At 70.0% G+C, this 22,128-nt stretch carries 14 protein-coding genes and 3 pseudogenes; 13 read left to right on the top strand and 4 right to left on the bottom strand.

From position 1 onward, the window contains the following. Window positions 1–64: 64 nt before the first annotated feature. The 6 genes from OG413_RS00355 (at window position 65) to OG413_RS00330 (ending at window position 6,856) form a co-directional block, all read left to right on the top strand. Window positions 65–1,675 (top strand): ABC-F family ATP-binding cassette domain-containing protein, encoded by a 1,611-nt coding sequence (locus OG413_RS00355; RefSeq protein ID WP_266802198.1) that lies wholly within the window; start codon window positions 65–67, stop codon window positions 1,673–1,675. Window positions 1,676–1,700: 25 nt separating this feature from the next. Further along, window positions 1,701–2,360, top strand: a complete 660-nt coding sequence (locus OG413_RS00350; RefSeq protein ID WP_266802196.1) for a histidine phosphatase family protein — start codon at window positions 1,701–1,703, stop codon at window positions 2,358–2,360. Between the two features lie 12 nt (window positions 2,361–2,372). Continuing rightward, complete coding sequence (locus OG413_RS00345; protein WP_266802194.1) at window positions 2,373–3,281, top strand: ADP-ribosylglycohydrolase family protein; 909 nt, start codon at window positions 2,373–2,375, stop codon at window positions 3,279–3,281. A 214-nt stretch (window positions 3,282–3,495) separates the two neighbouring features. Then, on the top strand, window positions 3,496–5,283 hold the full coding sequence (locus tag OG413_RS00340; RefSeq protein ID WP_266802192.1) for a DUF4153 domain-containing protein: 1,788 nt from the start codon (window positions 3,496–3,498) through the stop codon (window positions 5,281–5,283). Between the two features lie 169 nt (window positions 5,284–5,452). Next, on the top strand, window positions 5,453–6,163 hold the full coding sequence (locus OG413_RS00335; RefSeq protein WP_266802190.1) for a ribonuclease HII: 711 nt from the start codon (window positions 5,453–5,455) through the stop codon (window positions 6,161–6,163). A gap of 60 nt (window positions 6,164–6,223) precedes the next feature. Further along, window positions 6,224–6,856: a hypothetical protein gene (locus tag OG413_RS00330; RefSeq protein WP_266802188.1), complete on the top strand. Its 633-nt coding sequence runs from the start codon at window positions 6,224–6,226 to the stop codon at window positions 6,854–6,856. Between the two features lie 63 nt (window positions 6,857–6,919). Here the strand turns inward: OG413_RS00330 and OG413_RS00325 are convergent, their stop codons facing one another. Beyond that, window positions 6,920–7,561 (bottom strand): hypothetical protein, encoded by a 642-nt coding sequence (locus OG413_RS00325; protein ID WP_266802186.1) that lies wholly within the window; start codon window positions 7,559–7,561, stop codon window positions 6,920–6,922. 858 nt (window positions 7,562–8,419) lie between these two features. Between OG413_RS00325 and OG413_RS00320 the strand changes: the two genes are divergently transcribed. From OG413_RS00320 to OG413_RS00305, 4 genes are all read left to right on the top strand, one after another. Next, a complete protein-coding gene (locus tag OG413_RS00320; RefSeq protein ID WP_266802184.1) occupies window positions 8,420–9,199 on the top strand; it encodes a hypothetical protein in 780 nt (259 codons plus the stop codon). Between the two features lie 25 nt (window positions 9,200–9,224). Beyond that, entirely contained in the window at window positions 9,225–10,979 is a 1,755-nt protein-coding gene (locus OG413_RS00315) for a PQQ-binding-like beta-propeller repeat protein (protein ID WP_266802182.1), read from the top strand. 453 nt (window positions 10,980–11,432) lie between these two features. Next, window positions 11,433–13,592 carry a RecQ family ATP-dependent DNA helicase gene (locus tag OG413_RS00310; RefSeq protein WP_266802180.1) on the top strand — a complete coding sequence of 720 codons (2,160 nt, stop codon included), beginning with the start codon at window positions 11,433–11,435 and terminating at the stop codon, window positions 13,590–13,592. A gap of 182 nt (window positions 13,593–13,774) precedes the next feature. After that, a complete protein-coding gene (locus OG413_RS00305; protein WP_266802178.1) occupies window positions 13,775–13,978 on the top strand; it encodes a hypothetical protein in 204 nt (67 codons plus the stop codon). A 22-nt stretch (window positions 13,979–14,000) separates the two neighbouring features. On the opposite strand, the pseudogene OG413_RS00300 reads toward OG413_RS00305, so the two are convergent. Then, window positions 14,001–14,403 (bottom strand): annotated as a pseudogene (locus OG413_RS00300) (transposase); the annotation flags it as partial. A gap of 68 nt (window positions 14,404–14,471) precedes the next feature. On the opposite strand from OG413_RS00300, the gene OG413_RS00295 reads away from it, so the two are divergent. Then, window positions 14,472–14,828 (top strand): methyltransferase, encoded by a 357-nt coding sequence (locus OG413_RS00295; RefSeq protein ID WP_266802176.1) that lies wholly within the window; start codon window positions 14,472–14,474, stop codon window positions 14,826–14,828. A gap of 494 nt (window positions 14,829–15,322) precedes the next feature. Then, window positions 15,323–18,082: a hypothetical protein gene (locus tag OG413_RS00290; protein ID WP_266802174.1), complete on the top strand. Its 2,760-nt coding sequence runs from the start codon at window positions 15,323–15,325 to the stop codon at window positions 18,080–18,082. A gap of 273 nt (window positions 18,083–18,355) precedes the next feature. Here the strand turns inward: OG413_RS00290 and OG413_RS00285 are convergent. Then, window positions 18,356–19,515: pseudogene (locus OG413_RS00285) on the bottom strand (FAD-dependent oxidoreductase). Window positions 19,516–19,899: 384 nt separating this feature from the next. Between OG413_RS00285 and OG413_RS00275 the strand changes: the two are divergent. Then, window positions 19,900–20,010 (top strand): annotated as a pseudogene (locus OG413_RS00275) (IS5/IS1182 family transposase); the annotation flags it as partial. A gap of 281 nt (window positions 20,011–20,291) precedes the next feature. On the opposite strand, the gene asnB reads toward OG413_RS00275, so the two are convergent. Then, a complete protein-coding gene (asnB, locus tag OG413_RS00270; RefSeq protein ID WP_266802172.1) occupies window positions 20,292–22,121 on the bottom strand; it encodes an asparagine synthase (glutamine-hydrolyzing) in 1,830 nt (609 codons plus the stop codon). Window positions 22,122–22,128: the final 7 nt, after the last annotated feature.

Below are 22,128 nucleotides of genomic sequence, written 5' to 3'. Positions count from 1 at the left end.
CGCTTCAGCGTGTCACACTCCTCTTAATGCGACAACGATTGCATTTATTTCACTGGAGGCGCCCTTGCCCACGCAGATCTCTCTCCGCGATGTGACGGTGTCCCGCGGCGACCGGCTTCTGCTCGAAGACGTTTCGCTCACTGTTCGCCCCGGTGAGCGGATCGGCATCGTGGGCGAGAACGGTGCGGGGAAGAGCACGCTGCTGCGCCTGCTCGCGGGGCGCGAACAGGCCGATGCCGGGAAGGTGGTCACCCTGTCCGAGGGCGGTGCGGGGCTCCTCGACCAGACTCCGCGGCTGCCGCCCGATCGCACGGTCGGGGACATGATCGACGCGGCCCTGGCGGAGCTGCGCGGGATGGAGCGGCGTCTGCGTGAGGCCGAGGTGGACCTCGGCTCGGCGGGCGAGAAGGATCTCGCGGCATACGGCGACCTGCTCACCGCCTACGAATTGCGCGGTGGATACGAGGCGGATGCCCGCGTCGACAAAGCGATGCACGGGGTCGGCCTCACCCGCATCGGCCGGGAACGGATCCTCGGCAGTCTCTCGGGAGGCGAACAGGCGCGGCTCGGCATCGCATGTCTGGTCGCGGCGGCCCCGGAGGTACTGCTGCTGGACGAGCCCACGAACCACCTGGACGAGGCCGCCCTGGAGTGGCTGGAATCAGCGTTGCTCGCGCACCCCGGCACCGTGGTCGCGGTCTCGCACGACCGGCTCTTCCTGGAACGGGTCGCCACCGCGGTGCTGGAGGTCGACGCCGACCGCAGATCCGTCGTGCGCTACGGCGGCGGCTACGCGGGCTTCCGGGACGAGCGGGAAGCGGCACGTCGCCGCTGGGAGCAGGCATACGCGCTCTGGTGCGAGGAGACGGCTCGCCTGGAGGAGTACGCGCGGACCACCGCCCATGGCGTCGCGGTCGGGCGTGCCATCAAGGACAACAACAAAATGGCGTACGACCGGGCCGCCGGGCGGGTCCAGTCATCGGTGTCCGGACGGATTCGCCATGCGCAGGAGAGACTGCGCCGGCTCCAGGACGAGCCCGTGGCCAGACCGCCGGAGCCTCTGCGCTTTGCCGCACGCCCGGCGGCCGGTGCGGTGACGGGAGAGCTGCTGTCCCTGAGGGGCGTCCTCGTCGGGGATCGGCTGGCCGTGGACGAGCTCACCCTGTCCGCGGGGGAGAAGCTCCTGATCCACGGCGGGAACGGTGCGGGCAAGTCCACTTTGCTGCGCGTCATGGCGGGTGTCCTGGATCCGGACGCGGGCTCCGCCGTCCGTCCGGGCGGCATCGGGTATCTCCCGCAGGAGATCGCGGTGCGGCGGCCCGCGGAGCGGGTGCTCACGGCGTTCGGCAGGGGCCTTCAGGTAGCTGAGGAGGAACGGGCCGAACTGCTTCTGTCGTACGGCCTGTTCCACCGCCGGGACCTCCATGTGCCGGTCGGCTCCCTCTCGGCGGGGCAGCTTCGACGGCTGGCCCTCGCCCGATTGCTGGCCCGCCCCGCCGACCTGCTGCTCCTCGACGAACCGGCGAACCACTTGGCCCTCGGGCTGGTTCAGGAGCTGGAGAGGGCTCTGACGGACTGGTCCGGCGCGCTGGTGGTGGTTTCTCACGACCGACTGCTGCGCCGTCGTTTCGTTGGTCACATACGCCGGATGGAGTCCGGACAACTGCTCGATTGAGCCGGACTCGATCTAGGCTCGACGCATGGCACGACCGCAGCGCATTGTCCTCGTCCGGCACGGTGAGTCCGAGGGCAATGCCGATGACACGGTGTACGAGCGGGAGCCCGACCATGCGCTGAGGCTCACCGCCGCGGGGCTGCGACAGGCCAGGGAGACGGGGGTCCGGCTGCGTGACCTGTTCGACGGGGAGCGGGTGAGTGTCTACGTATCGCCCTACCGCCGCACGCACGAGACATTCAGGTCGTTCGGCCTGGATCTCGACCGGGTCCGGGTCCGGGAGGAGCCGCGGCTGCGCGAACAGGACTGGGGAAACTGGCAGGACCGGGACGATGTGCGGCTGCAGAAGGCGTACCGGGACGCCTACGGCCACTTCTTCTACCGCTTCGCCCAGGGCGAGTCCGGTGCCGATGTGTACGACCGGGTCGGGGCTTTCCTGGAGAGCCTGTACCGGAGTTTCGAGGACCCCGGTCATCCGGAGAATGTCCTGTTGGTCACCCACGGGCTGACCATGAGGCTCTTCTGCATGCGCTGGTTCCACTGGTCGGTGGCTGAGTTCGAGTCACTGTCCAACCCCGGGAACGCCGAGACGCGGACGCTGCTGCTCGGTGAGGACGGCCGCTACACCCTTGACCGGCCATTTATGCGCTGGCGCACCCCCGAGCCGTACGGCATCACCGGATAGAGTGGCAGGGCGATGACCGCTGATTCTGCTTCCGACCGGCGCTTCGAACGCGCCCTGGCCAGCCTGCGTGGGCTGTCCGTGGGAGACGCCCTGGGCTCCCAGTTCTTCGTCCCGGCCAACTACCCACTGCTGAAACAACGGTCCCTGCCACCCGGCCCGTGGCAGTGGACCGACGACACCGAGATGGCCTGCTCGGTCCTGGCCGTTCTCGCGGCGCACGACCGCATCGATCAGGACTCCCTCGCGCGCTCCTTCGCCGAGCACCACGATTTCGACCGCGGGTACGGGCCCGCGGTGAACCGACTGCTCAGGCTGGTGCGGGAAGGCGGTGACTGGCGTGAGCTGGCGTCCGCGCTGTTCCAGGGCCAGGGGTCCTGGGGCAATGGCTCCGCGATGCGCATCGCGCCGCTCGGAGCCTGGTACGCGGGCGACCCGGAGCAGGCCACTCACCAGGCCGAGATCTCCTCGTACACCACGCACCAGCACCGCGAGGCTGTCGTGGGAGCGATGGCCGTGGCCGCGGCCGCCTCACTGGCCGCCACCCCGGGAGGGCCCCCGACCCCGGGGGACCTCCTCGACGGTGTCGTCGCGCTCGTCCCGCGCAGTGCTGTCGGCGCGGGACTGCGCCGGGCGCGCGACATGCTCGACTACCAGGACGCCGGCACGGTCGCCGCGGTCCTGGGCAACGGACGCCGCACAAGTGCGCACGACACCGTGCCGTTCGCGCTCTGGTCGGCGGCGCGCAATCTCGGGGACTTCGAGCAGGCGTTCTGGGAGACGGCTCAAGCGGGCGGTGACGTCGACACGACGTGCGCCATCGTCGGCGGAGTCGTCTCGGCGGGCAACGGCGTTACGCCACCGGCCGGTTGGCTGGCGCAGACGGAAGACCTCCCGCGCTGGATCGCCCCGACGCACAGCTGATGACACACCCATCAGCGCGGTGCGACCCACCCCACCGCGCTGACTGTCACGGTCCTGCCACAGCATCATCCTGAGCGTCTGGGTACAGGGGTCCGCAGCTACTCTTTCGGCCACGCCGCCCCTCGTTGATCTTGACGGGCGTGCGCCGAATGAGACACCGGGGCAGCCACGCCGCCCATCGGCCGCGCGCGGACCCCGGTGGGGGAGGGGTCCCATGTCCGATCAACCGTCCGAGGCGTCGAATCCACCGGACGCGTCCCACGCGTCCGAAGCATCGGCCGCACCGGAAACGTCCCAGCGGTCCGAGGGGAAGGCGACGGCCGCGCGGGATACGGCCTCCGTGCCGTCCGAGGCCCCCACCGCGGTGAAGCCCGAAGCGCCGGTCGCCGAGGGCGCGGGGCCGCTTCGCGCGCCCGCCAACCCGCAGGCGCGGCAACAGCGACGGCGGGCCGGGCCGCATGAGGGCAACCCGTGGCAGCCCGGTCCGAAACCGCCGCGACCGCTGTCCCAGCTGCGCCCCACCGCACCGGCCGCCATCCGTGCCGCCACCCTCTGGGCGGCCCTGGCCACCGCCCTGCTCAGCTCGCTGCTCCTGGGAGACGGCCTTGGGCCGAATCTCCTGCTCGTGGCGGTCCCGGCGGCGCTGGCAGCCTTCTTCGCCGCTCAGGCGGTGGGCCGTCGCCCGCGTCCCTGGACCCTGACCTGGGCGGTCGGAGGACTCGCACTCCTTTCCGTCCCGGCACTCCGGGACGCGGGCTGGCCGACCTTCTTCGCCGTGGCGTCGGCCATCGCGCTGGGTTCGCTCGCCCTGCACGGCAGCCACAGCTGGCCGGGCGTGCTGGCGAGCCCACTGGGGTTGTTCGACTCGATCGTCCCCGGGCTCCAGTGGGGATGGCGCGGACTGCGCGACCGGGCCGACGGGCACCGCGGCCGCTGGGGCACCGCGCTACGCACCACCGCGGCGGCTGCCGTGCTCCTGATCGTATTCGGCGCCCTTTTCGCCAGTGCCGACGCCGCATTCGCCGACCTCCTCAGCGACCTCACCCCCGACGCGTCCGTCGGCGAGGGCCCATGGCGGTTCTTCCTGTTCCTGCTGGGCCTCGCCGGTGCTCTGGCGGCCGCGTACACCGCGGCCGCCCCCGTACGCTGGGACGGGCTCACCGTCCGCCCGGGAAAGCCCCGCGGCCGGGTCGAATGGGCGGTCCCGCTCATCGTGCTCGATCTGCTGTTCGCCGCTTTCATCGCCCTTCAGCTCACCGTCCTGTTCGGCGGCTACGGCAAGGTGCTGACGGAGACCGGGCCGACCCGCTCCGAGTACGCGCGCCAAGGCTTCTGGCAGCTGCTCTGGGCCACACTGCTCACCCTCCTGGTGATCGCCCTGGCCCTGCGCGGGGCTCCGCGCGGCGGCAACCGGGACCGCACCCTCGTCCGTAGCGTGCTCGGCACCCTCTGCGTACTCACCCTTGTCGTCGTGGCGTCCGCGCTGCGCCGCATGGACCTGTACGTGGACGAGTACGGCCTGACCAGGCTCCGGATCTCCGTCGCCGCCGTGGAACTCTGGCTCGGTGTGGTGCTGGTCCTGGTTCTGGGGGCGGGCGTGTTCGGGGCCAGGCACCTGCCGCGGGCCGTCGCCGCCGGCGCCGCGGTGGGTGTGCTCGCCTTCGGGCTGCTCTCGCCGGACGCGGTGATCGCGGAACAGAACGTCCAGCGCCATCGCCAGGACAAGCCGATCGACATCGCCTACCTCAAGGGCCTCTCGGCCGATGCCGTACCGGCGCTCAACACCCTTCCCGAACCGCTGCGTTCCTGTGCGCTCCAGGAGATTCAGAGCACCTTGGACGGCTCGGACCCGCCTTGGTACGCCACGAGCTGGGGCGAAGCGCGGGCCAGGGACATCCTGGAGAAGCGGCCGGCGGTCGTCGACGGACGGGGCTGTTTCGACCGGGACACCGGCAGCGAGCGCGACGGCAACACCGAGGACGACTCCTACGACCCGTACTGATCCCTCCGACCTCATCGATTTCGTTGCTCCGCTCCCGGTCGCGCACCCGCGGAAGCCATCGGCAAAGGCCGGTTCGCCCTGCTCCCAGCGGTGCCGCGAGCGGATTCGCGGCGAGCAGGGCGCCCCGGGGTGTTGCTGCCGTTGCTGTCGGCGTACGCTGGCTGGCGCCATGCCGTACGAACCACCCACGCACACCGTCGAGCGCTCGCTGCGCGCTACCACCGGTGCCAGGACCGTCGCCGGTGTCGACGAGGTCGGACGCGGAGCGTGGGCCGGCCCCGTCACCGTTTGTGCGGCGGTCACCGGCCTCCGGAAACCGCCCGAAGGGCTCACCGACTCCAAGTTGCTCACTCCCAGGCGTCGCGCCGAACTGGCCCCGCTGCTCAAGAGCTGGGTCACGGCCTACGGACTCGGTCATGCGTCACCGCAGGAGATCGACGAACTCGGAATGACCGCCGCGCTGCGGCTCGCCGCAGTGCGGGCCCTCGCAGGGCTCCCGGTACGTCCCGACGCCGTCATCCTCGACGGCAAGCACGACTACCTGGGGCAGCCCTGGAAGGTCCGCACCGTGATCAAGGGCGATCAGTCCTGCATCGCGGTCGCGGCGGCATCGGTGATCGCCAAGGTCCACCGCGACAGGATGATGGCCGAACTGGGCGCGGAATCCGAGGAGTACACAGACTTCGCCTTCGACGCCAACGCGGGATATCCCTCTCCCGTACACCGGGCCGCACTGGAGGAGCGGGGGCCCACGCCCCAGCACCGTCTTTCCTGGGCGTACCTGGACGCGTTGCCCAGGTGGCAGCACCTGAAGAAGGTCCGTTTTTCCGCCGAGGCGGCTGCACTGGAAAGCGGGGGCCAGCTCGGCTTCGATTTCTGATCGCGCACACGCGCACACCCCTCGACTCCGACCGCGTCGGTGTCCGACAGACCACTATTCATGCCTCTCATCCCCGAGGAGCCTCAGATTCACGAGAGCGCCCAGGGTCCCCGCGTTACTCCGGCCGCCGGCCGCACCGCGCCGACCCCCCGTCCCGTACCAGGTCCGCGTTCCGCGGCCACACCGCGTCCCGGACGTCCGGGCCCCGGCCCCGCGCGGCCCGCGCCTCCCGCGCAGCGCCCGCAGCCCGTACCCGCTCCCACCGTCGCCCAGGCCGGGCCGGCACAGCAGGAGAATCGTTCCGCGCCGCAGCTCCAGCTGATCCCGGCCCAGGTCGGCGGCGCACTCGACGCGGCCGAAGAGGCCGTTGATCTGCTGCTCGAATCCGGACGGGCACCGGGTGACATCCTGGTGCTCACCACCGGCGAGCAGCACCCGTGGGCAGCACACGAACTCTCCTTCGGAGAGGCCGCCTACTGGGCCCAGCACGACGCCGGCGACGACGTCTTCTTCGCGGCCGTCTCGGCGGCCGACCGTGCCACGTCCCGTCCGGTGGTCGTCGTCGCGGTCAACGGAGACGTCGATGACGACGTGGCCCGCGCGCTTCCCGTGGCGCGGGGCCGTGCGGACGCGCTGCTGATCGTCTGCGGAGACCCTCAGACGATCAACGCCGCGCTCGGCGCGGGCGTCTGAGCCGTCCACCTGCGGTTCGTCCGGCTGTCCGAAAGGGGCAGCCGGACGGACCGGGACTCCGGTTCAGCGGGCAGCCGTGCGCCGTTGCGCCTCCGCCGCTCCGCCTCCGGTACGCAGCGGGGCCGGATGGTGATCGACAGCGGCGTCGGCAAGAGCGGTCGGCCGCGACAGGGAATTGGGCCGACGCCCGCCCCGGCCCTCACCGAGAACCTGCCACCCGCCACTGGTCAGCGTGATGTACGCGCCGCAGCGCAGGCCGTGCAGTGTGCAGGCGTCCCGAAGGCCCCACATCCACGCACCGTCCTCCTCGGTCCAGCGCTCGTCGCCCTCGCGGCAGTAGAGCAGCACAGCCGTGCGTACGGGGGTACGGCGGCGCAGATCGTGCGGGATGACACGGCGGAGATGGGCCAGCAGCGCGTTACGGAAGTCCCAGCCGTCCGGGGCCGCGGCCGTTCGGCGGACGAATGAGGCGCTGGCCGTGAGCCGCTCCTCGTGGTCGAGCACCGCGACCACAGCGGTGGTCGGCGTCGGACCGTGCCGGGCGTGCAGGCCGCTCACGACCTCGCGGGGGCTGCGCAGCAGGGGTATGCCCGCCGAGGCCCATTCGGCCGGTTCGAGTATCCGGGCAAGGCGGTTGTCGGAGTCCCCGGAAACCGAAGACGCCGACGTCGAAGTGGCTGCGGACGAAGCGAATCCGAAGGTCACGGTCCTCCCTTCGCTACGCGCCCACGGTGCGGGCAGGGTCGGGTGAGGGCGCGCCGCGGCACAGCCCTTCCGGGCCGCGAAAGGACCGTGCGGGGAGCGACTCCAATTCTTCCTGGCGTATCCGCAGGCGGCAACGAGCAATTGCCACGGCTGACGGGAATCAGCCGGAATGACACTGATATCCCTGCCCAGGTCAGGCCCGGTTGACGCCACCAGTCACGCCTGAACAGCGAGGACCAGCGAAAACACCCCTTCCGCCCTGCCCGTCGGAGCCGGAGTGCCGCGACGGCGAGCGTCCGGCCCGTGTCGGGCAGATCGTCCGGCGGGGATGCGGCACTTGAGGCCGACGTCCACGGAGGACAGGCCGGTCGGCCACGTCTTTCGGGGTTCGACCTCGACGTCCAGCGCCTTGAGCATCGTTTCCAGCCGGGTGCGGAGGCGGCGACCAGGGCCTTTCGGTAGTCCGGCCGGAAGCCGTGTCCCCAGTCCGAGACGCAGTGGGCCGCGTCGACCACCAGGAGCCCGTCGCGGCGGCGAGTCCGGGAGGACCGGATTCCGGCCGCCCTGCTCGAACAGGGCGCGGAGACGCCCTTGCGGGCCTGCCGCCCCGATGCCCAGCAGCCGGGCGGCACGTCACGGGCATCACCCCGATGGGGAGTTTCGTGGTGCCCAGTGTGCCGATCCGGGGATTGCAGGGTTCGTCCGCACCTCTCGGCGGTAGCTTGACTTGCGGTCAAAATGGGCTCGTTACTCGCTGGGGGAGAGTTGAGAAACCGGACCACGTTGCGCATACGTTCCCGTACGCGTCGGGCGACGCCACCGGACACTCCGGAGCCGTGGTGGAAGAAGCATGCGCGAGTGCTCTGGCTCGGCATGGGCATTCCCGTGCTCGGTGCGGTGCTGACTGCTTTCGCTCTCAACGTGCTCGGTCTGGGCGGTGAGTCCGAGTCCGTCTCTCCCCCTGCCGGTGGCCCCTCGGTGAGCTCCTCATCGGGGCCGTTCACCGTGTCTGCGAGGCAGGAAAACGATGAGGGCTGTACGGCTACGCCGCGCAAGGTGTCCTCGCTGGAGGACCGCGCGGAACTCGTGTCCGGGGGGGATGTGGGCGCAGTCGTCCGGCGTAACCAGGGCGCGCGGGTCGGTGAACTGGACGTCAGCCTGACCATCGAGGGGGGAACGGTCCCACTCACGATCACCTCGATCGACATCAAGCCGAAATCCCCCCGCCCCGCCCCTCCGCTCTCTGGAACACTGTTGTGTGAACCGACTGCCGGGGGCGAGCCGAAAATCCAGCTGTTCGCGGATATGGACAGGCCGGAACCCGTCTTCCTTACCGGGAAAAGTTCCACGCAGCGGTACTTCCGCGACAAGGTCATCACCGTCAAGCCCGGGGAGCAAGTAAATCTGTCGGCGAGTTTCCTTGCCGGGAACGGCTCTCGTGAGTTCGGCCTGATCGTCCGTTACGTACAGAACGGGAAGGAAGCGACAGTGCCTGTTCCCGCCCCACGGGGCGGGCGATACGCGGTGACCGGCTATTCCAAGAAGTACGAGGCTCTCTATACGGGGTCTCGTGGCGGCGTCTTTCAGCTCATTGCGGATCCCGAACTTTGCCGATGGTCGCCCGCACCGCAGTGCTGACCGATCTCATGGGATGGGGAGCAGGATGGTTCGTAAGCGTGCTCGTGTCGTCTGGTATTCCGTGTGTGGAATTGCGCTCAGTATCAGTCTTCTCCTCGCGTTCGTGCTCGTGATCAGTGAGGAGAGGAAGTCGGATGAGCCGCTCGCGCGCCCGGACGCGCTGGAGGTGGCATGGTCCTTTCGAACCCCTGGTAGAGCATTGGACGCCCGGGACTTGGCGCCGGAGGTGACCGACAGGATGCTCGCGATCCCGCAGGGCAAGACGCTGAGCATCGTGGATACGAGCAACGGCCGCCTCCTCTCCACCGTGAGGAGCTCTGCTGACGAATTCGATGAAGTGGGCTTCTCGGGCGGTGTGGTCATCGCTGTGGATTCGAAGCGTTCCTTCAAGGATTCCATGCACGCGTATGATCCCGCGACAGGACAGGAATTATGGCACAAGACGGCGATCCCGGGCGGGCATCAAGCACGGAAGGGAGATTATCTTGGAGATAAACCCTTCTTGCCGGATCCTGGACCTGTCATCCAGGCAGCCGGTGACGAGTTCTTGGGAATCGCACCCCGGACAGGTGCGGTCCGGTGGAGGATGACGCCCACGGCGGGGTGCAAGAAGGGCGCGCCCGGTGGTTCTTCCTACAGCGTGGGCACGACGTCGAAACACCTCGTTCTGCTCAGTCAGTGTCTGGGCATGGCCGCAGAAGTCAAGGCATTTGATGCCGAGGACGGGACCATCGCCTGGAAGCGGAGGCTGGGGAATTGGCAGGAAATCCTCAGGCTCGGCGCGGCCCGGAACGCGATTGGCGTGACCCTCGACAAACAGGGTTATCTCTTCACGGAGTCGGGTGAGGAAGTCCTGCGGCGAGCGGGGATCACTGGACCGTTGGGAGAAGCTCGCGGGCTGATGTACTTCAATGGCGTCGGCGGTGGCCTGCAAGCCGTACGAGCAGACACCGGGAAGCCTGTTTGGGCGCATTCCCCCCGCTCCTACGCCGGCACTACGCTGGGCAGCGAGATCATCGCCCAGGATGTGGATACCGGCGGGGCGTACAGCGGAGATACCCGCTGGTCGGTTGGAGACGCTCGCAGTCAGGGGCCGGGTGCGAGCGACCTCACGGACCTGGCGGGCAGACGGACTTCCCGTGTGCCCTGGCCGGTGGCCGGGACGTTCGTGGGGTTGAGCGGAGACTTGCTCATCGTCCGCAGTGAGGAGAAGAACAACACGCGCTACACCGCCCTGCGGCCCGGCCACGCCGTCACGAACGTGGAGAAACCGGTTGCTCTGGCGGGAGCGAAGCCAAAGGACTGGCCCGACGCCTGCGGCCTGCTCAGTGCCGAACTCCTCTCGGAGCTCGGCCGGGACTACGTCAAGCTGCCTGTGGCATCGAGCCGTACCGCGCTGGGCACCGAACTGCCGCACCCGAGTGTGTGCCGCTTCGTTCCGGTAGCCGGACCTGACAGTGCCGTCTTCTCCGTCACCGTGCGGTGGGTGGCGCCCAGCGCGAAGGCTGCCCAGACCTACGCGACGAGCGGTCTGCCCTGGGGCTGCCATCCCGCCACGGAGGCTTTCTGCCGATCAGCCAACATTACGGAACCACAGCGCGGCGTCTTTTTCTACACCAACGTGACGGGCCTGGAACTCATCCCGGTCGCGAACGCGACCGTGGTGTCCGGCCGTTATGTCTTCGGGATCAGTGCCGCGAAGGACGAGGCGTCGAACAGGCGGCTGGTACGGCGCGTCGCGAAACACCTGTTCGACCACACTCTCCCTTACCCGTCGTGACGCACAGCGGGTACCCCGGCTGACTGCTGGCGGCCGCCGCGATGCCGTAGGCAGCTGACACTTCGTGGGCTTCGTGTGCGGAAGCGGTCCGCAAGCCGACGCGGGCTGCCGCGATGTCTGCGGTGTGGGCGAGGCCGACCGATCGGTGGGGCTGGGGGCCGACCATCGGCTCGAAAGCCGATGCTGCCTTCAGTCAGCGACCGGCCGCATTGTCGGCGCTGCCTGCCATGCTGGTGGACGCCCGGCGGCGCCCGTCACCGAAGCCGATGCCGCCGCTGGGCACACCCTCTACGCAGCGCAACGTGGGCACTGCTCTGTCCCCAGGTCAAGGGCAGCGTTGGTTGGCCACGCGCCTCCATCCTCGACCGGTCCGTGCCCGGCGGGCCGTTTGTGAGTGGTTGGTCACGCGGGGTGAAGTCGCCGATTGTCAGTGCCATCGGGTTGCATGGAGGCATGGACACCCTGGAGCTGCGCACTGAAGCCGATGCCATTCTCGCTGAGCTCGTCGGTGCCCCGGGGGGTTCGGCGCGGCTGCGGGAAGACCAGTGGCAGGCGGTGGCGGCTCTGGTGGAGGAGCGCCGACGCGCACTGGTGGTGCAGCGGACCGGGTGGGGCAAGTCGGCTGTGTATTTCGTGGCGACCGCTTTGCTGCGGCGGCGTGGCGCGGGTCCCACGGTGATCATTTCGCCGCTGCTGGCGTTGATGCGTAACCAGGTCGAGTCGGCGGCGCGGGCGGGTATTCAGGCGCGCACCATCAACTCGGCCAACCCGGAGGAGTGGGAAACGATCTATGGGGAGGTGGAGCGCGGCGAGACCGACGTTCTCCTCGTCAGTCCGGAACGTCTCAATTCCGTGGATTTCCGTGATCAGGTGCTGCCGAAGCTCGCAGCGACGACCGGTCTGCTGGTGGTCGACGAAGCGCACTGTATTTCCGACTGGGGGCACGACTTCCGGCCGGACTACCGTCGGTTGCGCACGATGCTGGCGGAATTGCCGGCGGGGGTGCCGGTGCTGGCCACCACGGCGACCGCGAACGCGCGGGTGACCGCGGATGTGGCTGAGCAACTGGGCACGGGGAGTGGGGACGCTCTGGTCCTGCGGGGGCCGCTGGACCGGGAAAGTCTTCGGCTGGGGGTGATGGAGCTGCCGAACGCGGCGCATCGGCTGGCGTGGCTGGGGGAGCGGCTGGGGGATCTGCAGGGTTCGGGGATCATCTACACGCTGACGGTGGCGGCGGCGGAGGAGGTCGCGGCGTTCCTGCGGCAGCGCGGGTACCCGGTGGCTTCCTACACGGGGAAGACGGAGAACGCCGAGCGGCTGCAGGCTGAGGAGGACCTGCTGGCGAACCGGGTGAAGGCCCTGGTCGCCACGTCCGCACTCGGCATGGGCTTCGACAAACCGGACCTTGGTTTCGTGGTGCACCTGGGGTCGCCGTCGTCTCCGATCGCCTATTACCAGCAGGTGGGTCGTGCGGGGCGCGGTGTGGACCATGCGGATGTGCTGCTGCTGCCGGGGCGGGAGGACGAGGCGATCTGGGCCTATTTCGCTTCGGTGGGCTTCCCGCCCGAGGAGCAGGTGCGGCGCACTCTGGCGGTGCTGGGGGAGGCAGGGCGTCCGCTGTCGCTGCCGGCGCTGGAGCCGCTGGTGGATCTTCGGCGATCGCGTCTGGAGACGATGCTGAAGGTGCTGGATGTGGACGGTGCGGTCAGGCGCGTGAAGGGCGGCTGGACCGCGACGGGGCAGCCGTGGGCGTATGACGCGGAGCGGTACGCCTGGGTCGCGAAGCAGCGGTCGGCGGAGCAGCAGGCCATGCGGGACTACGTGGCGACCACGGGGTGCCGGATGGAGTTCCTGCAGCGGCAGCTGGACGATGAGAAGGCGGTTCCGTGCGGTCGCTGCGACAACTGCGCCGGCGCCTGGCTCGATCCCGCCGTGTCTTCCGGTGCCCTTGCGGCGGCGACGGGTGAGCTGGACCGGCCGGGGGCGGAGGTCGAGCCCCGCAAGATGTGGCCGACCGGCCTCGCCGCGGTCGGTATGGACCTCAAGGGCCGCATTCCCGCGGGTCAGCAGGCGGTCACCGGGCGCGCGCTGGGCAGGCTGTCGGACATCGGCTGGGGCAACCGCCTGCGCCCACTCCTGTCGGCGCAGGCGGCGGACGGCCAGGTCCCGGACGACGTGCTGAACGCCGTCGTGACCGTATTGGCGGACTGGGCCCGCTCGCCGGGCGGCTGGGCCGGCGCCGCGCCCGACGCGCTGGCGCGGCCGGTCGGAGTCGTGGCCATGCCGTCCCGCACCCGCCCCCAGCTGGTCGGCTCACTGGCCGAAGGGGTGGCCCGGGTCGGCAGGCTACCGCTGCTGGGCAGCCTGGCCTACACCCCACAGGCGGATGAGCATGCCGCACACCGCAGTAACTCCGCCCAGCGGCTGCGCGCCCTGGCCGACTCGTTCACCGTGCCCGACGAACTCGCCGCCGCCCTGGCCGCCACCCCCGGCCCGGTCCTGCTCGTCGACGACTACACCGACTCCGGCTGGACGCTGGCCGTAGGCGCACGCCTCCTGCGCCAGTCCGGTGCCGATCAGGTGCTCCCGCTCGTCCTCGCGCTGGCCGGGTAGGCGAACTCGGCTGGCCTTGGCACAGGCCAACCAAGGTTCTATTGCTCGGAGTCCGGACCGAAGAGTGATTGTTGCCTGTACATCTCATGCGCGTACCTCCGCTCGCCCGGAGGTGAGCCGAGCAACGCTCGCACAACTCCAACAGGCAGAGCCATCACCGCGGTCGGGTGACAACCGAGGACATGCACCAGACCGAGGACGTGCGGCGCTACGTGCCGATCCCGCGATCGCGGATGTTCAGCACGGTGATCGCCTTTCTCGCCGACCACGGTCTGGCAGTGGGCTACAGACGTCCCCAGGCTGTTGGCTGCGCGCAGACCGGACTTGCCGAGTCGGCAGCCGCCCTCGACGCCCACGCTGACGAAGTGCACAGCATCGACGGTTGAACTGGGGATGTCGTGTTGCTGATCAGGCAGGTCGGATGGTCAGGCCGGTCTCGGCGAGCCACCCGTCCACGAGGTGACTGCGGTACCGGACGTGCCGTAGGCCGCGGCGGATGCACCGGTCGAGGCGTTCGGGGGTGCTGACGGCGGCGTTGGAGTGCCAGCCGCGTTTGCGGGAGGGACCCGATGCCTTCGACGGGGTTGAGGCCGGGTGCGTAGGGCGGCAGGTAACAGAGGGACAGCCAGTCCCGGGCTTCGGCGAACTCCCGCAGTCCGGCAGCCTTGTTGACGTTTACGTTGACGTTGTCCCAGACCGGCACGGTCAGGCCGCCGAGTTGCTGCTGGGCGGCGATCAGAAGGTCCCGATAGTCGCGCCGGGAGATGCTCTTACGTCCGTCACGGCGGCCGTCGTCCCGGCGCGGCCGGTAGTCACCGATATCGCCTCGCCCCGGGCGAACCGCTCGGCTGACTGGAGCCGCAGCTCCTCGCGGAAATAGTGCCGTTCGTCTATCTGCTCAAGAGCATCGCGTACGACTCGGACGACGAGTGGGTGATCACGATCCTCGGTCACGTACGGGCGGTGATCCCGCCCGAGGGGCGGCTGTCGGTCGTCGAGCCGGTGCTGCCGGAGACCGTCGGCGGGTCGCTGCCGCCGATGATGTACCTCAGCGGCCTCAACATGCCGGTCAACGTGGGAGGCCGGGAGCGGACCGAGGCGGAGTTCCGTTCGCTGCGCGGGCGCGCCGGATTCTCCGTGGCCGGGGTGACGCGATTGCCCGCGCCCGCCGCGATCTCGGTGAGCGAGGAGTTCCCAGCTGATGTCTGTCCTCCGGGCTTGATCGCGGGGACCTGACAGCCGGGGCTCCAGGATGTTTCATGGCTTTGCCCACGTTGCAGTGGGTGGCGGGTCGTCGGTTCTTCGCGCCGATTGGCTGTCCCCGCCCAGGTCGTGAGGGTTTGGGCGCTAGGGCCGGGCGGCAAGGCCAAGACGTCGGCCGGTCGACCGGAAGCCCCGGACACCACCCACTCCCGCTCACCCCACCGGCTCGGCTGCCACGAGCGTCGGCGAGCACAGGGCACAGGGCGCCGGCCCTGGCTCGCCGCAGGCTCGGGCCCCCGCTCGCCGCGTGGACGCGGACCGCAGGTCCGGGCCAGGACCCCTCGATCAGGACCGGCCCCATGGGTCCGTCCGCCTCCCGTCTGACAATTGTCCGATTCCTGTCAGATTCCTGTCAGATTCCCGAGGCAGGACAACCGGTGACGACACGTCACCCTCTCCCCGGTGCGGGGGGTGCCCCTGGGGAGACCCGGGGCGCTGAAGCACACCAACGACGAGGAGACACCATCGTGAGACAGCTCTCACGCGCGCTGACGGCCGCCCTGGCGGTCGTGGCGCTGGCCGCAGGTGCGCCGGCGCACGCGCAGCCGACCCCCGATTCCATACCCGGCGCGCCTCCGGGCGCCTCCGGGGAGCGGCTGCCGGAGGGGTGGCGTTTCCAGGGCGGGGAACTGATCTGGAGCTCGCCCGAGCCGGTGGGCATGGGCGGCGCCCTGGTCGAGTTCCGCTCGGGGGAGCGGTCCCTCGGTGTCCCGGAGCCCTCCCCCGACCACCGCGTCTTCCGGCTCCGCCTCGACGGGGCGAGGGTCGGGCCGGTGGGCGAACTCCAGGTGGTCGCCGGTTCGCGGCGGCTGGACGCCGCGGGGGCCGGCCAGGCACCCGGTCAGCGGCGCTCGTCGGCCGCGACGGAGCCCCAGGAGCCGTTCCCCGCCAACCCGGTCGACCCCGGTGTCGCCGGGAAGTACCGCACCACCAGCGGTGAGTACGTCCTGAAGTCGGTGAAGCTGCCGGGCTACGCCGAGCCCGTGGAGATGCGTGCCACGGTCGTCGGCCCGACGAACGCGCCGGGGAAGCGACCGCTGGCGCTCTTCCTCCACGGCCGCAACGCCACCTGCTACGAGCCCGACAAGAAGATGCCCGCCCTGCAGTGGCCGTGCAAGCCCGGCTACAAGGAAGTCCCGAGCTACCGCGGCCATCTGCACGACCAGAAGCGCCTCGCTTCCCAGGGCTATGTGACGGTCTCCATCTCCGCGAACGGTGTCAACGCGCAGGACGGCCGCACGGCCGACCACGGGGCGCAGGCCCGTTCGTCCCTGGTGCGCCAGCACCTCGCCCGCTGGGCGAAGTGGAGCGCGAACCCCGCGAAGGCCCCCAAGGCCGTGCGCGCGATGGAGCCCGCCGACCTCTCGAAGGTGCTCCTGGTCGGCCACTCCCGGGGTGGCGAGGGCGTCAACCGGGCGGCCCTCGACAGCGTCTCCCCGCCGCCGCCCACCGAGGACGGCTACCGGGGACCGGTGAGCTGGCGAATCCGCGGCACCGTCATGATCGGCCCCACCCTCTTCGGCCAGAACCCCACGCCCGACGTGCCCTCCATGACCATCCTGCCGGGCTGTGACGGCGATGTGAACAACCTTCAGGGCCAGATCTACCTCGACGGCACCCGGGGCATCGGCCGGGGCACGGCGTTGCACAGCGCGGTGTACATGGTCGGTGCCAACCACAACTTCTTCAACACCGAGTGGACGCCCGGCCAGGCCGAGGCCCCGGCCGCCGACGACGTGTGGGACGACGAGGACCCGGTCTGCTCGTCACGGGCCGAGACCCGGCTGAGCGCCGCGCAGCAGCAGACGGCGGGCACCACCTACATCGCCGCCGCCGCGCGGCTCTTCCTCGCGGGCGACGACCGGGTCCGCCCGCTACTCGACGGCTCCGACCGGCGCGCGCCCTCGGCCGGCCCCGCCCGGGTGTTGACCCACGCCGTCGGCGGCAACCGCATCCCGGCGATCCTGCCCGACGCCCCGCTCTCGGTGTCCAACGGGCGCGTGTGCCAGCAGGTCACGACGAGCGACACCCAGGCCTGCAAGCCGGGCACCGAGGCCGGTCAGTCGCCGCACTTCGCGTCCTGGATGGCCACCGACAACGAGTCGGGACGCAATGCGGTCACGGCCAGTTGGACCAAGCCGGGCACCCCCGTCCGGCTCACGCCGGGGCGCGCCTTCTCACTGGCGGGCTCCGACGCGCTCGCCCTGCGGGTGATCGTGCCGCCGAACACCCGGGGCACCCGGCTCGACGTCGCCCTCACCGACACCACCGGCAAGCGGGTGAGACTGGGTCAGGTCACCGTCGACGGCCTTCCCGGCTCCGCGTTCACGGCCGCGCACTGGGCGCGTGAGGTCCGCGTACCGCTGAAGGCCGCCGTCAGCGCCGGTGTCGACCTGAAGCGGGCGCAGTCGCTGGAGCTCACCCCGATCAGCGACTCCGGCCGGTTCTGGCTGATGGACGCCTGGGGCTGGCGCCCCGGCACTCCGGCGGTACGCCCCGTCTCGCTCCCGCGTGTCGACATCGGCAGGCTGACGGTCAAGGAGGGCGATTCCGGCACCCGCACCTACCGCGTACCCGTCCAGGTCACCGGTAAGGGCACCGGCGTGATCAAGCTGTCCGTCCTCGACCCGGAGACCAACAAGACCACGGTCCGCACTGTGACAGTGAAGGCCGGTGGCTCCGTGGACGTGCCGATCACGGTCGAGGGCAACTCCCGCTACGACTTCGACCTCAAACATGAGGTCGCGGCCAAGGCCGTGCGCGGCACGGCGGTCGGCGGCGCGCTCGGGGGCGTCCTCGTCGAGAACGACGACCCCATGCCCACGGTCACCGTGACCCCGGTCGCCGACTCGGTGACCGAGGGCCAGAAGCTCACCTGGAAGGTGAGCCTCTCCGAGCCCGCCGACATCAACATCGAGACGCCGTTCACCTTCCTGCCGGTGCCGGGGGGAACGGAGCTGTCCACGAAGGACGTCGACGAGGAGTGGCTCGCCGGCCTCGGCGGGTCCGCCGACCCGGAGCAGCCGCTGTCCACGATCGGCTCCTACCTCTGGGCCGGCGTCCCCGAGGGCGAGACGAGCACCGAAGTGTCCGTGCCCACGATCGCCGACGCGCTGACCGAGTCGGAGGAGTTCCTGCGGATGCAGGTGCATATCTACCAGGCGGACGGCGAGTTGACGGAGGGGCCGATCGTCACAGGAAAGGTCAGGGACGCGACCCGGCGCTGATGCCCGAGGCACACGTCCCGCGCTGACGGTGCCCGAGCGCACCACCCACCTGGCCGATGGCACCGGACCCCGCTGCGACGGGGGTCGGTGCCATCGGCATGAGCAGGCATGAGCGCTCACGAGGTTTCAGCTCGTTCATTGGCCTCCGGCTTCGAAAGGGGCCTCGAACTCGCCCACTCGCCCAGGCGTTCGCCGGACGCCGGACCAATGGGTGGTCGACAGAGGGCTGGTCGTAGGTGCGCCGGGACCGGGCCATGCTCTCGCGCTTGGCAGTCAGGACGGCTGGACCTCATCGAAGACGGCGAGGGCTTCGGAGGGGTCCGGGCTCACAAGGCGTTCCAGACCAGCCATCGTGATGTTCGCCCACCTGCCTGCCCGTGCCCACATCTGTTCCTCGAATGCGCGGACGGCCTCGTCCAGATCTTCAGGGCCGGGGGCGGCGGCGATGACCTCGGCGAGTTCGGCGCCTTCCAGCATCGCGAGGTTCGCGCCCGCCCCCAACGGGGGCATCAGGTGGGCGGCGTCGCCCAGTAGCGTCACCCCGGAGACGTGGGCCCAGGTGTGGGACACGGGAAGGGTGTAGAGGGGGCGGTGGACGAAAGCTGTGCCGTGGCGGAGGAGGTCGAGGACGGGAGCGGCCCAGCCGTCGAACAGGGCCAGCAGGCTTGACCGCACGGCCTCGACGTCGACCGGGTCCAGTCCCGCGCGCTGGCTCAGGCCCCTATGCCGGTCCGGGTTCGTGTGCCGGTCCAGCGGCCCGCGGAACTGGGCGTATACCTTGACGTGGCCGCCGCTGGTGCGCTGGGCGACGAGCGCGCGGTTCACGCCGTACACAGCCACGGAACCGTCGCCGACCAGCTGGGCGAGGTCGGGGTGGCGGGTGTCGACGTCGTCCAGGGAGGTCTCGACCAAGGTGACGCCGGTGTACTGCGGCGTCGCGGACGAGACCGCCGGGCGAACCCGCGACCAGGCACCGTCCGCGCCGATCACGAGGTCGAACGTCTCCTGTCGCCCGTCCGCGAAATGGACCAGCACGCCTTCCCGGCTCCCCGGCACTACCTCCGTCACGACCTGCCCCCACTGAACGTCCAGAGGCCCGAGCAACAGGTCACGGAGTTGCCCGCGGTCGATCTCGGGATTGGCCCGGTCACCCGGACGAGGTTGCCAGTCGCGGAGGACTGTCCCGTCCGCGTCCAGGATGCGCATGGCCTGCCCCTCGGGACGGGACAGCGCCTGGAACTCCGCCAGCACCCCCGCCTTCTCCAGTGCCAGCTGGCCCAGCCCCTCGTGCAGGTCCAGCGTGCCGCCCGCGGGCGGGCGTCGCGGGCGGGATCGCGTTCGAGGACGGTGACAGGGTGACCATGACGGTGCAGGACGCGGGCGGAGGCAAGGCCGGCGGGACCGCTGCCGATCACGGCGATACGGGGTCTCATGTCGATGCAACGTACGGCCCCTCACCAAGCCGGTCCCGCCCTGTCACCGAACCGAAACCACGGCGTGAGCCGGGCAGCCGCGCCACCAGCGGCGACGACGCGGCCATGGCCCGGAATCGGTTCCTGTCCGAGCAGTCGAGTACCTTACGTCCCAGACCAGGCTGGAGGCCCTCGACCTGGTGGGTTGACGCCGAGTGCAGGCCACTTGAGCTGTGCAGACCTGGCGGACTCCGGCATCCTGCCCGATCAGATCACCGTCTCCGTCCTGGCCACCGCCGACCGGCCTCGGTGACCGCGAGCGGGCGCACGCACCTGCTGACTGACGAGCAGTGGGCGCGCGCCTGGCGCCCTGCGACACCGGGAAGGCAGGCAGACCTGCCTCTCGTGCTGGGCGATATCCGGGTCCCACGACTCGGCCGCGGCAGATCACGAACCACGCCGGACGCTGTGCGCGGAGACAAGGCGTACTCGTCGAAGCGGATCCGCGCAGGGCTTCCTCCGGACGGAGCCCGCGTCGGCGGCGGACGCGTCGGCGTTCTTCCCGCTCGGGCCTGTTTGTGCCGTCCTGACTGTTCTATTCCCCTTGTCGCCCCCTTCCGCCGGGCCTGTTCCTGTCCATCGGCGGTCTGCTCCAACGCCTCCATGACGTCCTCGCCGAAAAATCGCCTACGTCAAACGCCCTCCGAGACGCTCCAGAACCGGGTCGGGCGAGAGCCGAGTTACACCAAGTCCGGCTGGAGACGGGGAAGTAGGCCGAAGCTCGCTCGTCGTCGGGATCAGACCCTGATCGTCGGGTGGTGGATGTCGAACCATGCCCCCAGGTCGAGTGTGCGCTCCAGCAGCATCCGCTGTCGCTGGCTCAGGTCGGCGGCGGGCCGGGTGGTGGCCTCGGTCAGGCGCTCGTGGTTGACCAGTTCCACCGCCGGGTGCCCGGCCCGCAGCAGTTCGGCACCCTGGGACTGAATCGCCATGACGTAGGCGGGGTCGAACGTGCCCGGGTAGCCGCTCTTCTTCCGGTTTGCGACCGACGGGGGCAGGACGTCCCGGGTGGCGGCGCGCAGCAGGCTCTTCTCGCGGCCGTCGAAGGTCTTCAGGGACCAGGGGGTGTTGAAGACGTACTGCACGAGTCGGTGGTCGCAGAACGGGACGCGGACCTCCAGTCCGACAGCCATGCTCATGCGGTCCTTGCGGTCCAGCAGGATCTGCACCATGCGGGTCAGGTGGAGGTGGCTGACGACCCGCATACGCTGGTTCAGGCCGGTCTCACCGTCCAGCACGGGGGTCTGCGCGACGGCCGTGCGGTAGCTCTCGGCGATGTAGTCGCTGAGGCCGAGCGCGGGCTTGAGGGCCTCGCTGATCTGGCTGCCGGACTCGACCAGCGAGTGCTCTCCCGCCAGCCAGGGGAAGGTTTCGGCGTACTGCCGCTCGTCGTGGAACCACGGGTAGCCGCCGAACACCTCATCCGCGGACTCGCCGGACAGCGCCACGGTGGAGTGGCGGCGGACTGCGGCGAAGAGCAGGTAGAGGGAGTTGTCGCGGTCGCCGATGCCGATCGGCAGGTCGCGGGCTCCGACGGCCGCGCGGCGGACCTCCGGGGCGGACAGCGCCGCCCCGTCCAGAATGATGTCCTGGTGGTCGCAGCCCACGTATTCGGCGACGGCGTGGACGTAGGGGGTGTCCTGGGTGGGCGAGACGTCGATGGCTTGGAAGTGCTTGTCCTGGTCGGGGAAGTCGACGGCGAAGCTGCGCACCGTCTCACCCTGGGGCGCGAGGTGGATCTGCGACAGAGAGGTGAGCGCGGAGGAATCCAGGCCGCCGGACAGCAGCGTGCAGCGGGGCACGTCGGCGACGAGCTGGCGCTGGACGATGTCGTCAAGTAACTCGCGGACGTGCGCGACCGTCTCGTCCTTGCTGTCGGTGTGCGGCTCGGAACGCAGTTGCCAGTAGATGCGGCGGCGCATCCCGCCGCGGTCGAGGATGATGATCTCGCCCGGCCGCACCTCGCGCATGCCTTCCCACACCGCGGCGCCGGGGGTCTTGGCCCCGGCAAAGAGCTCGCGCAGTCCGTCGAGGCCGACGACGGGGGCGACGGCGGGGTTGGCGAGGATCGCCTTGGGCTCCGAGCCGAAGATGACGCCGTCTTCGGTCTCGTAGTAGTAGAACGGCTTGATGCCCATCCGGTCGCGGATCATCACCAGGCGCTCGGTGCGGGCGTCCCAGATGGCGAAGGCATACATGCCGTTGAGGTGTTCCACGAGCTTTTCGCCCCACGCGATGTAGCCGCGCAGCACCACCTCGGTGTCGGAGTCGGTGTCGAACCGCTGTCCGGCGCGGCGCAGTTCCGCGCGCAGCTCGTTGAAGTTGTACGCCTCACCGGAGTAGACCATGCTGACCGCCCCGTCGGGGGTCTGCGCGGTCATCGGCTGAGCGCCGCCCGGCAGGTCGATCACAGCGAGCCGCCGATGCCCCAGGGCGGCATGGGGCGCCACCCATACGCCCGCGGCGTCGGGGCCACGGCACGACATGGTCTCTGTCATGGCGTCAAGGTCGTGTCGATGTTCCGTCAGATCACGCCGGTAGGAGACCCAGCCAGTGATTCCACACATGCGAACC

Origin of the sequence: Streptomyces sp. NBC_01433, from assembly GCF_026340105.1 — a bacterium.
Classification (GTDB): domain Bacteria; phylum Actinomycetota; class Actinomycetes; order Streptomycetales; family Streptomycetaceae; genus Streptomyces.
Note: the sequence above shows the minus strand (reverse complement) of the source record. Positions and strands in the feature narration are given on the sequence as shown.